Annotated in this window: 8 protein-coding genes; 4 read left to right on the forward strand and 4 right to left on the reverse strand. The window is 70.0% G+C overall.

Annotation, left to right across the window (positions count from 1 at the left end):
* Positions 1-6,756: type I polyketide synthase (locus tag NAM01S_RS17950; RefSeq protein WP_157107782.1), on the reverse strand; the 6,756-nt coding region annotated here is incomplete at its 3' end.
* On the reverse strand, positions 6,753-7,049 hold the full coding sequence (locus tag NAM01S_RS17955; RefSeq protein WP_084483039.1) for an acyl carrier protein: 297 nt from the start codon (positions 7,047-7,049) through the stop codon (positions 6,753-6,755). The genes NAM01S_RS17950 and NAM01S_RS17955, both read right to left, overlap by 4 nt.
* A gap of 199 nt (positions 7,050-7,248) precedes the next feature.
* On the opposite strand from NAM01S_RS17955, the gene NAM01S_RS17960 reads away from it, so the two are divergent.
* Complete coding sequence (locus tag NAM01S_RS17960) at positions 7,249-8,226, forward strand: MBL fold metallo-hydrolase (protein ID WP_253799333.1); 978 nt, start codon at positions 7,249-7,251, stop codon at positions 8,224-8,226.
* A gap of 859 nt (positions 8,227-9,085) precedes the next feature.
* Here NAM01S_RS17960 and NAM01S_RS17965 read toward each other — a convergent pair.
* A complete protein-coding gene (locus NAM01S_RS17965; RefSeq protein WP_174554824.1) occupies positions 9,086-10,057 on the reverse strand; it encodes an NAD(P)H-dependent flavin oxidoreductase in 972 nt (323 codons plus the stop codon).
* Between the two features lie 408 nt (positions 10,058-10,465).
* On the opposite strand from NAM01S_RS17965, the gene fadD5 reads away from it, so the two are divergent.
* Positions 10,466-12,037 (forward strand): fatty-acid--CoA ligase FadD5, encoded by a 1,572-nt coding sequence (gene fadD5, locus NAM01S_RS17970; protein ID WP_067786731.1) that lies wholly within the window; start codon positions 10,466-10,468, stop codon positions 12,035-12,037.
* An 81-nt stretch (positions 12,038-12,118) separates the two neighbouring features.
* Complete coding sequence (locus NAM01S_RS17975; RefSeq protein WP_067786733.1) at positions 12,119-12,721, forward strand: cysteine hydrolase family protein; 603 nt, start codon at positions 12,119-12,121, stop codon at positions 12,719-12,721.
* A gap of 83 nt (positions 12,722-12,804) precedes the next feature.
* Here NAM01S_RS17975 and NAM01S_RS17980 read toward each other — a convergent pair whose 3' ends face one another.
* A complete protein-coding gene (locus NAM01S_RS17980; RefSeq protein WP_067786735.1) occupies positions 12,805-13,398 on the reverse strand; it encodes a TetR/AcrR family transcriptional regulator in 594 nt (197 codons plus the stop codon).
* Positions 13,399-13,505: 107 nt separating this feature from the next.
* On the opposite strand from NAM01S_RS17980, the gene NAM01S_RS17985 reads away from it, so the two are divergent.
* On the forward strand, positions 13,506-14,192 hold the full coding sequence (locus NAM01S_RS17985; RefSeq protein ID WP_067786967.1) for a methyltransferase domain-containing protein: 687 nt from the start codon (positions 13,506-13,508) through the stop codon (positions 14,190-14,192).
* The last annotated feature ends 82 nt before the right edge of the window (positions 14,193-14,274 follow it).

Below are 14,274 nucleotides of genomic sequence, written 5' to 3' on the forward strand. Positions count from 1 at the left end.
CGCGGCGACCCGGTCGGCGAGCGCGGCGCCGAGGGCGGCGATGGTGGGGTGCTGGAAGAGTTCGGCCGTCGAGATCGCGATGCGCAGCCGCGCCTCCAGCGTGCGGCGCACCTCGATGGCGAGCAGGGAGCTGAGGCCGAGATCGTTGAAATCGTCGGTCGGGCCGATCGTTTCGGCGGGCAGATCCAGGGTCGCCGCCAGTACGCGGCGGATCGCGGCGGTGATCGGCTCGGGTTCGGCCGGTGCGCCTCCGGGTCGGCGGATCGGGTTGTCGGTATCGCCGACCCCTGTAGCGGAAGCGCCGACCGTCGCAGTGGAAGCGCCGACCCCTGTAGCGGAAGCGCCGACCGCGTTAGCGGAAGAGCCGAGCGCCGCAGCGGAAGCGCCCGCCGCCGTAGCGGAAACGCCCGCCGCCGTGGCAGAAGCGCCCGCCGTCGTAGCGTAAGCGCCGGTCGCCGTAGCGGAAGAGCCGAGCGCCGCAGCGGAAGCGCCCGCCGCCGTGGCAGAAGCGCCCGTCGTCGTAGCGTAAGCGCCGGTCGCCGTAGCGGAAGAGCCGAGCGCCGCAGCGGAAGCGCCCGTCGTCGTAGCGGAAGCGCCGGTCGCCGTAGCGGAAGCGCCGAGCGCCGCAGCGGAAGCGCCCGCCGTCGTAGCGTAAGCGCCGGTCGTCGTAGCGGAAACGCGCGCCGTCGTAGCGTAAGCGCCGGTCGTAGTCCGCGATCGCTCGTAGACGGACGGTTCGCCGAGGAGCTCGCGAAGCCGGGCCGCCACCGGCGACCGGTCGTCGGTCGGCGTGTAGCCCAGAGCGAGCAGATACGGTCCGCGGTACCGCAAAGCCTTGCCCAGCATCGCGGTGCCACGATCCACGTCGATGGCGTTGATCCCCGCCCGGCGCAGGTGCTCCGCGCCGCCCGCCGTCGCGGCGAGGCCCGTCGCCCACACTCCCCAGCCGATGCTGAGCACCCTGCGGTCTTCCGCGGCGGCGGCGACGGCGTCCATCGCGGCATTGGCCGCCGCGTACGCCGCCTGACCCGGCGCGCCGAAAGCGCCGGTGGCAGAGGAGAACAGGAGTACGAAATCGACGGGGTCTGTGGCCGTCAGCGCCACCAGGTCGGCGGCCGCGCCGACCTTCGGCGCGAACATCCTGGCCAGCTGGTCCGCGTCGACGGCCTCGAAGGCGGCGTCCTCCAGCGCGCCCGCGGCGTGCACCACGCCCCGGATGGTGGAACCGCATTCGCGAATGTCGTTGAGCGCGTTCGCCAGGTCGCTGCGATCGGCGACGTCGCAGCCGACGACGACCACGTGGTCCTCGGAGCCGTCCAGCACGGCGGGCACCGGGCGCGGTGAACGCGTCAGCACCACCACGTCGCGCGCTCCTGCGTCCAGCAGCCAGCGCACCGCGACCGCGCCGAGCGCGCCGAGACCGCCCGTCACCACATAGGTTCCGTCCGGGTCGATCACGATCGGCGGGACGTCCGGCGTGGCCGGGACGAAGCGCCGCACCGCCAGTTCGCCTTCGGTGACGGCGAGTTCGGCCGGGTGCGTGTCTTCGGTGATCAGCTCGACGAGCTTGGGCAGCGTGCGCGGATCGGTATCCGTCCAGACGAGCCGTACCGGACGACCCGATTCGAGCTGGAGCGTGCGGGTCAGACCGGCCAGGGCGTTCGCTGTGCTGCCGTGTCGTGCTCGTTGCGGAAGCAGGACGGTCAGCGAGCCGATCGCCGGATCGGACTGCGCGCGTTGCAGCAGGTCGAGCACGCGGGCGACCGCGCTCGTCCCCGCCGCGGATTCGTCGCCGGGCCAGACGAGGACCAGCGCGGTGCGCTCGGCGGCCTCGCGCGCCAGCAGCACGGACGCGAGGATGGCATCCGCGGCGTCGGGTTCCCGCGCGATCCGTTCGGTCGGCAGCGTGCGCTCCAGGGCGCGGGCGAGTCGAACGGCGAGATCGGACTCCCCGACTACGAGCGCGCGGCTCAGGGGCGGTGTACCGGACGTGCTTGCCGGACCCGCGGGATCGTTCTGTCGAAGCGCGGCGTCGGTGGGTGAGGGACCGGAGCCCTGGCCCGTGCGTCCGATCGGCTGCCACGTTTCCACGCGGAAGACGCGGCGCTCCGCACCGCCGAAATCCTCGTCGAGTCGGCCGTGATCCATCGACACGGCGTCCGCGAAACGCACCCGCACGCCGCCGAACGCCAGCACGGGCACGCCGTGCTGATCGGTGCCGACGATGTCGCCGATCAACCCGCGCGCCGTGCGCTCGCGGATGACGGCGTGCGCCTCGGCCACCACGCGCCCCGGCTCGGTGGACACCCACGCCGTGTCCATGGCGATGGGCAGCGGGACGAGCCCGTCGGGCAGCGGGCCGTCCGCGGCGGCGAGCAGATGCAGGCAACCGTCCAAGGTTGCGGCGCTGTGCAATTCGGCCGCATCGAAGTGCCCGATCGCGCTGCCTGGCACGGCGGCGAGGGCGCGCAGCGAACGAAAGCGCGGGCCGTATTCGAGTCCCCTTCTGCGCAGCGCGTCGTAGAACGAACCCGCCGTAAGCGGCCGCATTCGGTGCTGGGCGGCGCGATTGGCATCGACGGCGCGCATCCACGCGACGATATCCGCGGGGGTCGGTCCCGGCGCGGGCCGTGCCGAGGCGAGCACCGTCGCGCCCGCCTGCGCCCGGACGCCCGCGCCGTCGGTACGGTAAACGGCTTCGGGAAGCACGGACAGGTCGGCGCGTTCGTGGACGACGAAGTCCGCGATCATCCCGGCCGCCGCACTGTGCGCTTGGTGCAGCAGCCTGCGGACCCAGTGCACGGCTGGCACGGTGGGAATGCCGCGTACCACATGGTCTTCCAGTGAGCCGGTGCGGAATGCGGGTGCCGCTCGACCGGTTCGGTCTCGGGTGACGAGCTCGAATTGGCTGCGCCGCCAACGCCTGCGGGGCGGCGGAACGACGAAATGTCCGTTCGCGGACCAGTCGAGAGTACGGCCCTCCTCGTACAAACCGGCCAGGCAGCGCAGGAAGGCCCCGGCTTCGTCGTCGCGATCGGCGATCGGGTGCGTGGCATCCCGGAATTCCGGATACTCGCGGGCGGCCGGAGCGAGGACCGAGTGCGGCGCGATCTCGAGCACCGTCGCCAGTCCGTCCGCGGCGGCGCGCTCGAGGGCGGCCGCGAGTTCCACGGTGCCCGAGGCGTTCTCGGCCCAATAGTCCCCGTCCAGCGCGGCAGTTGTCAGCACCGCGCCGCGGCGGGTCGTGGAGTAGACGGGCGTGTGCGGCGGTCGCGGTGCCAAATCACCGAGGCCGCTGATGAATTCGGGCAGCACGGAGGTGACCTGCGGACTGTGCGCGGCGAAGTCGACGGCGATGCGCTGCGCGAACATGCCGCGGCGCTTCGCCCGCCGCACGACGGTGTCGATGTAGCGCGGCGTTCCCGACACCACGACCGAGCGCGGTCCGTTTACCGCGGCGATCGCCACCTCGGCCCGCACCGGCGCGACCAGCCGCGCCGTCTCGTCCGGCGTCGCCTCCAGCAACGCCATCGCGCCCTGTCCGTCGAGCGTCGCCAAGGCACGGCTGCGGCGCACCGCGACCAGCGCCGCATCGTCCAGCGTCAACGCGCCGCTGACCGTCGCCGCCGCGATCTCGCCGAGGCTGTGCCCCGCGACCGCGTCCGGCCGAATCCCCCAGGACGCCAACAGCTTCGCCGAGGCCACCTGGTAGGCGAAGATCGCGGGCTGCACCAGTTCGGTGGCCGCTCGCCCGTCCTCGCCGAGACCGAAGCCGTAGCGCGGAGTCCACACCTTCGGCCCGCCGTGCGCCACGATCGCGTCCGTGACCTCGGCGAGGGCACGGGCGAACACGGGATAGCGCGCCGCCAACGCCCGACCCATCCGCGCGTGCTGCCCGCCCTGCCCCGAGAACAGGAACAGCACTCCGCCGCGTCGCCGGACTGTACCGGGACCGGTGATCGCGGGACCGCGCTCGCCCCTGGCCAACGCTCGCAGTCCGGCGACAGCCTCCGCGCGGTCGTGCGCGATGACGCTGGCGCGCGCGTCCTCGGGAAGCAGCCGGGACGCCGCCGCGGCGAGGGGGCGAAGGGCGGGCGATTCGGTGGAATGCCCTGTCGCCGTGGTGCCTTCACCTCCGGTGTTCGCCGCCGACTCGCCAACGCGATTCCGCTCGGGTGTCGCGGTTTCCGCGATCGCGGTCGCGGAACAGCGGCACCATCCGGTCGCCGTCGTGCGTGCTGTTTGTTCGTTTGCCGTCGCTGCCTTTTCGCTTGTCGTCGTGCGCGCTGTGTGTTCGGTCGCGGTCGCGTGCATTCCTTGTTCGGTTGCTGTCGCACGCGCGGTCTGTCCGGTCGTTGTCGCACGCTCCACCTGCCCGGTTGCCGTCGTGCGCGCTGTGTGTTCGGTCGCGGTCGCGTGCATTCCTTGATCGGTTGCCCGCGCGCGCCCGGTCTGTCCGGTCGTCGTCGCGCGTTCCACCTGACCGGTTGCCGTCGCGCGTGCTGTGTATTCGGTTGCGGTCGCGTGCCCTGTCGGGCTGGTTGCTGCCGCGTGCCCTGCCTGTTCGGTTGCTGTCGCCTGCGATGTTTGGTCGGTCGCCGCCGGTCGCGCTGCCTGTCCGGTTGCTGTGGCGTGCGTCGGCTGGCCAGTTGCTATCGCGTGCGCTGTTCGGTCGGTCGCTGCTTGCTCGGTTGCTGTCGCCTGCGATGTTTGGTCGGTCGCCGCCGGTCGCGCTGGCTGGCCGGTAGCTGCCGTGTGCGCTGGCTGTCCGATTGCTGTCCCGGGCGTGGGCTGGCCGGTTGCTCTTGCGTGCGCTATGTGTTCGGTCGCGGTCGCGTGCATTCCTTGTTCGGTTGCCCTCGCGCGCCCGGTCTGTCCGGTCGTCGTCGCGCGTTCCACCTGACCGGTTGCCGTCGCGCGTGCCGTGTGTTCGGTTGCGGTCGCGTGCCCTGTCGGGCCGGTTGCAGTCGCGTGCGCTGCCGAGCCGGTTGCTGTCGGGCGGGTTGCTGTCGCGTGCCCTGCCTGTTCGATCGCTGTCGCGTGCGCTGGCTGTCCGATTGCTGTCCCGGGCGTGGGCTGGCCGGTTGCTCTTGTGTGCGCTGTGTGTTCGGTCGCCGCTGGTCGTGCTGCCCGTCCGGGTGTCGTCGCGCGCGCTGGCTGTTCGGTCGTCACTATGCCGTCGACGCCGCACTGCGCAAGAAGGTCCGGGGAGTTTCCCTGATCCAGGGCGGCCGCAGCAACAGCGCCGGACGTGCGGGGGATAGGCTGCGCGGTGGCGGGGGATTCGCCGAATCGACCGATCGCGCCGGGCATCTCCAACTCGGTCCCAGCGGTTTCCGGAATCCGAGTCCAAGCGGAATCATCCACCGCCCCACCGCGACAACTCGACGCGAACTCACCCGCCGAATCCAACCGCTGCGCCAACGCCAGCGCCTGGATCTGCAAATCCGCAACGTCGCGCCCGGTCACCGGGATCAGCACCGGTGGTTCGTCACCCCGCGACGCCGCCGACCGCGGATACCCGCGCAGCACGACGTGCGCGTTGGTCCCGCCGAATCCGAACGAGCTGACCCCGGCCAGCCGCTCCTCCGGCGCGGCCGTCCAGTCGACCGGTTCCGTCGGCACCCGCAGTCCGCGCTTGGCCAGCTTCAGCAGCGGGTTCGGGGTGTCGACATGGATGGTCGGCGCGATGACGCCGCGGTGGATCGACAGCGCGGTCTTGATCAACCCGGTCACGCCCGCCGCGGCCTCGAGGTGGCCGAGATTGGACTTCACCGAACCGATCCAGGTGTCCGCGCCCGCGCCGAGCACGGCGGCCAACGCGCCGACCTCGACCGCGTCGCCGAGAGCCGTTCCGGTGCCGTGGCATTCGAGGTAGCCCGCGCCGCGCGGGTCGAGCCCGGCGCGGGACCACGCCGCGCGGACGGTCTCCCGCTGGGCGCGTCCGTTCGGTGCGTAGAGGCCGTTCGAGCGCCCGTCCGAACCGACTGCCGCCCCGAGTATTTCGGCGTACACCCGGTTGCCCTCGCGCCGCGCGTCCGCGGTGCGCTGGAGGACGAGCACACTGCACCCGTCGCTGCGCGTGTAGCCGTCGGCCGCGGCGGAGAACGGCTTGCACCGTCCGTCCTCGGCAAGGAATCCGCTTTCGGCCAAGTAGTCCGAAGTGTGCGGCAGCAGCGTCAGATTCACGCCGCCGACGATCGCGAAGGGCACGGTCTCGTCCGCGAGCAGCCGCAGGGCGATGTCGACCGCGGCGAGCGAGGACGAGCACGCGCTGTCCACCACCAGGCTGGGACCGTGCAGGTCGAGCGCGTAGGACAGCCGGTTGGCGATGATGCTGAGCGCGGCACCCGTCACCGCGTACGGCGCGTCCTGCTCACTGCCGCCGAGCACCGTGACGCCGTGGTCGTATCCGCACGCGCCGAACACCACGGCGGCGTCGGAACCCCGTGTGCGATAGCCGATTCCGGCGTCGTCCAGCGCCTCGACGGACACTTCCAGCGCGAGGCGTTGCTGCGGATCCATCATCGCCGCCTCGCGCGCGGAGATGGCGAACCAGTCGTTGTCGAACCACTCGATGTCGTCGAGATAGCCCGCCCGCCTGGTCACCTGCCTGCCGGGAGGCGGATCACCGGTGGCGTCGCGCCCGGCCATCAGCAGCCGCCAGAATTCGTCCAGGTCCGCGGCGCCGGGCACCCGGCACGCCATGCCGACGATGGCGACCGATGGCTGCGTGGACGGAGTGCGTGCGGTCATCGCATCGCGAGAAACTCGGCCAACTGCTCGATATCGGGGTGGTCGTACACGGCTTCCAGCGACACCTCGACGCCCATCGCGTCCTCGAGTTGTGCGGTCAGCCGCGCCAGTTGCGTCGAACTCAGCCCGAGCTCGGCGAACGGCGTGCGGGTGGACACCGCGGCGGGCGCGACGCCGAGCAACCCGGCGATCGCGGTGACGGCGGCGTCGGTGAGGGCGGCGCGTCGATCGCGCACGCCGGTATGGCCGTTTCCGGTGGTATCACTTCGCCCGTCCGGCTGACTGGGCCGCATCTCGTCCTCCCTCCCCGTCTCCCGGCGGACTGCGGCCCGGGAACGGTACCCCCGCGATTATGCCGTACCGGAAGGGGCCGGAAAACGTCCGTTTTCCGCTGTTCGCCTGCGAGTTTGGCGACACGCCAAGAGTTCTCGCGGCCCCCGCGTGTCGTCCGGATGCTTTCCGGAAGCCGGCCCATCCCCTACGGTGGCAACCGTGCCCGAACCCGACCGTGCGACGCGCGCCGAGCGGACGCCCACCCTGCCCACCGTGCTGCGCTGTTGCGCCGCGCTCGCCGCGACCCCGGGCAGGCTGTTGCGCCCCCGCCGCCCGGACACCGACTTGCTCGCCCAGCTGACCGTCGCCGAGCCGCCGCGTCCCACCGCGACCGTCCGGCTGACGGTCCTCGCACAGGGCGACATGACCGCGCCGGAGACCATCGTCGCCGAGGGCGTGCGCAGCCTGCGGGAACTGCCGTTGATCATGTCGGCGTTCCTGATCGAGCACCCGAAGGCGAGGTTCATCGTCGACCCGGCGCTGTGCTCCGACGTGCACGAGCGGGTGATACCGGAGCTGCCGTTCCCGGTGCCGCTGCTCGTCGCGCCGGACAAACCGGTGCTCGGCCTGTCCGACGCGCTGGCGGCGCGCGACCTGGCGGGCAGCGACATCGATTTCGTGATCGCCACGCACCTGCACTGGGATCACGTGTCGGGTCTGCTCGAGCTGCCCGCCGAGGTGCCGGTCCGGCTGGCCGCCGCCGAACACGCGTGGGGCATGCTCGGCGCGCACGCACCCGTCGGCGTGGCGCGCGGCCCACTGCGCGGTCGCACCTTCGACCCCTTCGAACTCGACGGCCCTCCGGTGCTGACCTTCCCACGCAGCAAGGACCTGTTCGGCGACGGTTCGGTCGTGCTGCTCGACCTGGCGGGCCACACCCCTGGCAGCATCGGCGTGCTGCTCGCGGTGGACGACGGCACCCGCGTGCTGCTCGCCGGCGACGCCGTATGGAGCAAACTCCAGATCGACCTACTGCGCGAAAAAGCCCCCATGCCAGGCCAATTGTTCGACTCCGACCGCGACGCCGCCTTCGCCGTCATCCACCGCCTACACGCCCTCCCCGACGACATCGAGATCGTCGCGGGCCACGACCACGCCGCAGTCACCGCCCGCGCCACCCACAACCCCTCGCGCTGAGCGTGCCACCCGCGAGCACAGCCGCGATCCCCGCGGCGTCGACCTGGTGCCCGCCTACCGCGCACGGCCTCCAAATGCGCTGACTGCACCGCCGTCCGGCGTAGGGGTTCGGTCGGAGCCTGATTGGCACGGCAGGCGGGGATGGTGCCGCGTGCTGTGCAACGGCCTGGCGTTGCGCCAACCGGTCGGGATGCTACTGCATATCACGTCTTCGGATTGCGTTGAGCCGCGACGCCCTCCGGCGTAGGCGTTCGAGCGGAGCCTGATTGGCACGGCAGGCGGGGATGGTGCCGCGTGCTGTGCAACGGCCTGGCGTCGCGCCAAGCGGTCGGGGTGCTACCGCATCGCACGTCTTCGGATTGCGTTGAGCGGCAGAGCCCTCCGGCGTAGGCGTTCGGGCGGAGCAGCGATGCCTGCGGCTGCTGGCGTGGCACCGATTGCTGCGGCATGGCCTTCGAGTTATGTTGAGCGGCTCCCGAAGGCGGTGGCACCGGCGAATCTCGCCAGGGGCGGGCTCGGTGGTCGACGCACGTTGAGCTGGGATTTCGGCGGCGTTGGGGAACGGTCTCCGATGTCGAGGTTCCGAGTGGTTTGGCCTACCCAGGCTTGCCTCTGAGCGGTGCTGCGCGTTGGGTGCCGTACCCGGCTTACCTCCCGCAGTTGGCGGGCGTGGGTTCGGGTTCCGGCGTGGTCGACCGGCTGTGGTTGCGTTTCGGGGCGGTCGTGGGCTTGTTCTGTCGCGTTGTCTAGGGGGCTTCCACCATTTGACTACCGTCGATAGAGAAATGGATTCGACGGTAGTCATATGGCGGCTTTTTGATCTTGATAAGCAACCATTCGACTACCGTCGATTTCGTCTTCAGGCGACGACGTCGGCGAGGCGGGCGGTGATGAGTTGCTCGGCCTCCGACACCATGCGGCTGATGAGTTCGCCGCAGGTCGGGATGTCGTGGATGAGGCCCTGGGCCAGACCCGCCGACCAGATGCCCGCGTCCAGGTCGCCCTCTTCGAAGACGCGGCGGCCGCGCGCGCCGGCGACCAGCTCGCGAACGTCCTCGAAAGTGCCGCCCGCCTTTTCGATTTCGACCACCTTGCGGCTGATCTCGTTGTCCGCGACGCGCGCTGTGTTGCGCATGGTGCGGAAGATCAGCTGGGTGTCGAGTTCGCTGTTGGCGACGATCTGTTCCTTGACCTTCTGGTCGATCGCCGACTCCGCGGTGCACAGGAAGCGGGTGCCCATGTTGACGCCGTCCGCGCCGAGCGCGAGCGCCGCGACCAGGCCGCGGGCGTCGGCGATGCCGCCGGAGGCGATCATCGGGATGTCCAGCACGCGGGCGGCGGCGGGGATCAGGATCAGGCCGGGGATGTCGTCCTCGCCGGGATGACCCGCGCACTCGAACCCGTCGATGCTCACGCCGTCGACGCCGATCTTCTGCGCCTTGAGCGCGTGCCGCACGCTGGTGCACTTGTGCAGCACCTTGATGCCTGCCTCTTTGTAGTACGGCAGGAACGGCTCCGGATTGCTGCCTGCCGTCTCGACGATCTTCACGCCGCTCTCGATGATGGCCTGCACGTATTCGGCGTACGGCGGCGGGTTGATCGAGGGCAGGATGGTGACGTTCACGCCGAACGGCTTGCCGGTCAGCTCGCGAGTGCGCTCGATCTCCTTGCGCAGATCGTCGGGAGTGGGCTGGGTGAGCGCGGTGATGAAACCGAGTCCGCCCGCGTTGGCGACCGCGGCGACGAGCTCGGCCCGGCCGACCCACATCATGCCGCCCTGCACGATCGGGTGCTCGATCCCGAACTCCTCGGTGAACCTGGTCCGCAGCATTGCGCTCTCCTCCGTGTGACGGCGGCGTCCGTGGATCGCGCACCGCTGATCTGTCTCGCCGCGACGGCTTGCCGCATCGCAGGCCCGCGACGGCCTGCCGGTCCGCCCGACCGCATGATCGTGACACGAGGGTCGGCTCACGTTCAACCAGCAAGTGAGCCGCCGTTCGCATAGCTAAAGAGGGTCGTGGCTCAGGCGGACCGGCTCCGAACGTCCGACCAACAGCTAAAAGAGCAGCTAGAAGCACTTTCAATGACATGACCACAGCATTGAGTCAATTAACGATGATTCATCTCTTGATCTCTTGCCGTCCGGTTAAGTTAGTTGTTATTCTCGTCTCAATTCAGCCCGCCCGTGCGGTCGGCCACCCCGGCGGACGCTGTAGGCGGTCCGAGAGGAGTACGTGGCATGACCACCGGTGCACAGGCGCTCGACGAGCCGATCAGGTCGCGGCGCAACCACTGGAACAACCAGATCGCCGCCCACGCGCAGATGCGCCCGGACGCGGTCGCCCTGCGGTTCCGTGGTGTGGACACGACGTGGCAGCAGCTGCACGAGCGCTCGCAGAAGTTCGCCGACGCGCTCGCCAGGCGCGGTGTCGGGTTCGGCGATCGAGTCCTCATCCTCGCGCTGAACTACCCCGAATACATCGAAGCGGTCTTCGGCATCAACGCGCTCGGCGCCATCGCGGTGCCGGTGAACTTCCGGCTCACCCCGCCGGAGGTCGCCTACATCGTCGGCGACAGCGGGGCCAAGGCCATCGTCACCGACACCGTCCTCCAGCCGCTGGCCACCGCCGTGCTCGCGCAGTCGCCGGTGCTGGAGACCTGCATCGTGATCGGCGGCAAGAGCGCGGAGGGCGTGCTCGGATACGACGACGTGTTGGCCGAGGAGGGGACGCCCCACACGCCGCTGGACATCCCGGAGGACACCCCTTCGCTGATCATGTACACCTCGGGCACCACGGGCAGCCCGAAGGGCGCCGTGCTCTCGCACGCGAACATGAACTCGCAAGCGCTGACCTGTATCCGGGCCATGAACCTCGGTCCGGAGTCCATCGGCTTCTGCACCTCGCCGCTGTTCCACATCGCCGGACTCGGCAGTCTCGCACCGTATTTCCTGCTCGGCGGCAAGACCGTGCTGCACCCGCTCGGCGCGTTCGATCCCACCGAGTTCCTCGACGCCGTCGAGAAGGAACAGGCCACCACCGCGTTCTGCGTGCCGGCGCAGTGGCAGGCCATCTGCGCCGAGCCCACCGTGAAGGACCGCAAGCTCGCGCTCACCATGCTCAGCTGGGGCGCCGCGCCCGCCTCGGACTCGGTGCTGCGCGCCATGGCGGAGTGCTTCCCGAACGCCGCCAACGTCGCGGTGTTCGGCCAGACCGAGATGTCGCCGATCACCTGCGTGCTGGAGGGCAAGGACGCGCTCCGCAAACTCGGTTCGGTTGGCAAGCCGATCCCCACCATCCAGGCCCGCATCGTGGACGACGAGATGAACGACGTCGCGCCGGGCGAGGTCGGCGAAATCGTCTACCGCGGACCGACTCTCATGCAGGGCTACTGGAACAAGCCCGAGGCGACCGCCGAGGCCTTCGCCGGCGGCTGGTTCCACTCCGGCGACCTGGTCCGCACGGACGAGGAGGGGTTCGTCTGGGTGGTCGACCGCAAGAAGGACATGATCATCTCCGGCGGCGAGAACATCTACTGCGCAGAGGTGGAGAACGTGCTCTTCGGGCATCCCAAGATCCGCGAGGCCGCGGTGATCGCTCGTGCGCACGAGAAGTGGGGCGAGGTGCCGGTCGCCGTCGTCGCGCTGACCGATCCGGACTCCGAGCTCACCCTCGCGGAGCTGGAGCCATTCCTCAACGAGAATCTGGCTCGCTACAAGCACCCCAAGGATCTGGTGATCGTGCCGGAACTGCCGCGCAACGCAAGCGGCAAGGTCGTGAAAGTAGAGCTGCGCAAGGATTATTCGTCCTGATCCGTGCGCGTCCGCCGATTTCCACGAACTGGGTGGTGGAAATCGGCCACACGCGCGGCGCGGATGCGTGAGGATCGAGGCATGGCGATCCCCCGCATCCGCGCCGCCGTGTTGGCCCTGCATTGGCAGGTGAACATCGTTCGGCCCGAAGGGTTCTTCGGTCCGATGCTGGCCGGGCCGGTCGCGGCCAGCGGTGTCGTGCCGCGCGCGGTGGACTTCCACGACGCGGCCGCCGAAGCCGATCTCCCGGTGATCTTCACCCGCTTCACCATCCCCGTCGGCGAGGGAGCGCTGGTGCGCAATACCGGTTTCATGCGGTCGGTGGGCGCGGCGCAGACCGAATTCCGTCCGGAATCACCTGGCGCGCAAGTCATCACGGAGATGAAGGGCCAGCCGAGCGCGGTCTACGACAATCAGAAGCTCTCCGGTCTCGCGGGCAGCGCCCTACCCGACTGGCTGACCGAGCGCGGCCTGGACACCTTGTTCCTCACCGGCGTCGCCACCAACCTCACCGTCGAGCAAACCGCCCGTCACGCAACGGATCTCGGCTTCACGGTGCACCCGATCGCCGACTGCGTCACCGCCGCCGACCCCGCCGCCCACGAATCCGCCCTCGCCAACCTCGAACTCGTCACCGCCGGCTGCCTGACCGCCACCGAAGCCCTCGCCCTCATCCGCCGCTGAACACGCGATACGCCCTGAGTGCCAAGCATTCCGCCGTACGCGATGCCCATCGACAGACTCGAAAGATTGAGCGCTGGACAGGCCTACGTCGCGGTGCGCTGCGAGAGAGTGCGCGCGGCCAAGCCGGGGCCGAGCAGCGTTTCCAAGCGTCGATAGGCGACCTCCGCCGGGATCGGCGGGTCCGCGTCGGCGATCGCGCCGAGCGTGCCGGCCACGCCCCAGGACAGGAAGTTCACCATTGCCGTGAACTCCTCGTCGTCCATGGCGAAGCGGCCGAACAGTTGTTCGGTGAGCACCCGGCCGACCATGCCGCGGGTGGCGCGGAGCAGCTGACCGCCCGCCTTGCGGCCCAGCAGCGCGCGATACACCTCGGGATTCGCCTGGGCCAGCTGGAAGAGGGTGTAGACCGGCGCGAGGGGAGCCGAGATCGGCGGCGCGGCGGGGTCCTCCGGGTGGGCGGCAGTGATGGCGGCGCGCAGGTATTCGGTGCTGCTCACCAGCAGCAGGTCGTCCTTGTCGCGGAAGTGCGCGTAGAAGGTGGAGCGTCCGACGTCCGCGCGATCGAGGATGTCGCGCACCGTTATTCGCTCGTAGGGGCGTTCCAGCAACAGTTCGATCAGCGCCCGGTGCAACGTCGCCCTTGTCCGCCGCACCCGGCGGTCGGTTGTCTCGTTCATCATCGATTCCCGCGTTTCCGGACGGATCGGGCGGTGTTGTCCCGAACCGGACGGATTCCGTGCTTCTGCCTCTGGTCGCCGCGGCGACCACCTCCGATCATGAACATATGTCCGGAAACGCACAACAGTCCACAAACGATCAAGCCGCCGAGATCGGCCTGCTCATCACCCGCCCGCGCGGCTACCGCTTGGTCCGCTCCTTGTTCCTGCTCGGCCGTGGTCGCGCCCTCGACGCCGCACTCGTTGCCCGCAGCGGCGCCGCCCCCGGCGATCGCGTACTCGATATCGGCTGTGGCCCCGGTGATTTCGCTCGGAGGCTGGCGTCCCGCGTAGGCCCGCAGGGGGAGGTCGTCGGCCGCGATCCGTCACCGCGGATGACCGCCTACGCCACCGCGCACACGAAACAGCCGAACTGCCGTTTCGAGCTCGGCCCCGCGCAAACCCTCGACCAGCCCGACGCCTCGTTCGACCTGGTGACCTCCACCTTCGTCATGCACCACATCCCGGAGACCCAGCGCCGAGCCGCCCTCGCGCACATGTACCGGGTGCTGCGCCCCGGCGGCCGTCTGCTGCTCGCCGACACCCACCCGGCCGGTCGGGTCCTGCCGGCGGTGATCCGCACGATGTCACTCTTCGCGGCGCACCGCACCGGCGACGCGGCCGGACAGCACGCCGACCCGCTCGCCGCCATCGACATCCGCCGCTACCGAGAACCCTTGTCGGCGGCCGGGTTCCGCTCGATCGAGTTCGAGACGGTCGCACCGATTGCCGGAGTCTTGCTCGCCACGAAGTAATACCGGCGCCGCCGGATCCACCCACGGCGAAAGCGGGAGTGCGAAGAACGGACGCAGCCCGCGCACGGCCGGAGCGAATCGC

The organism is Nocardia amikacinitolerans NBRC 108937 (assembly GCF_001612615.1).
GTDB lineage: Bacteria > Actinomycetota > Actinomycetes > Mycobacteriales > Mycobacteriaceae > Nocardia > Nocardia amikacinitolerans.

Excerpts from the sequence above, each read along its gene's own strand:
- NAM01S_RS17955 (WP_084483039.1), bottom strand. The coding sequence starts at position 7,049 with ATGCGGCCCAGTCAGCCGGACGGGCGAAGTGATACCACCGGAAACGGC.
- NAM01S_RS17980 (WP_067786735.1), bottom strand. The coding sequence starts at position 13,398 with ATGAACGAGACAACCGACCGCCGGGTGCGGCGGACAAGGGCGACGTTG.
- NAM01S_RS17965 (WP_174554824.1), bottom strand. The coding sequence starts at position 10,057 with ATGCTGCGGACCAGGTTCACCGAGGAGTTCGGGATCGAGCACCCGATC.
- NAM01S_RS17975 (WP_067786733.1), top strand. The coding sequence starts at position 12,119 with ATGGCGATCCCCCGCATCCGCGCCGCCGTGTTGGCCCTGCATTGGCAG.
- NAM01S_RS17985 (WP_067786967.1), top strand. The coding sequence starts at position 13,506 with ATGTCCGGAAACGCACAACAGTCCACAAACGATCAAGCCGCCGAGATC.
- fadD5 (WP_067786731.1), top strand. The coding sequence starts at position 10,466 with ATGACCACCGGTGCACAGGCGCTCGACGAGCCGATCAGGTCGCGGCGC.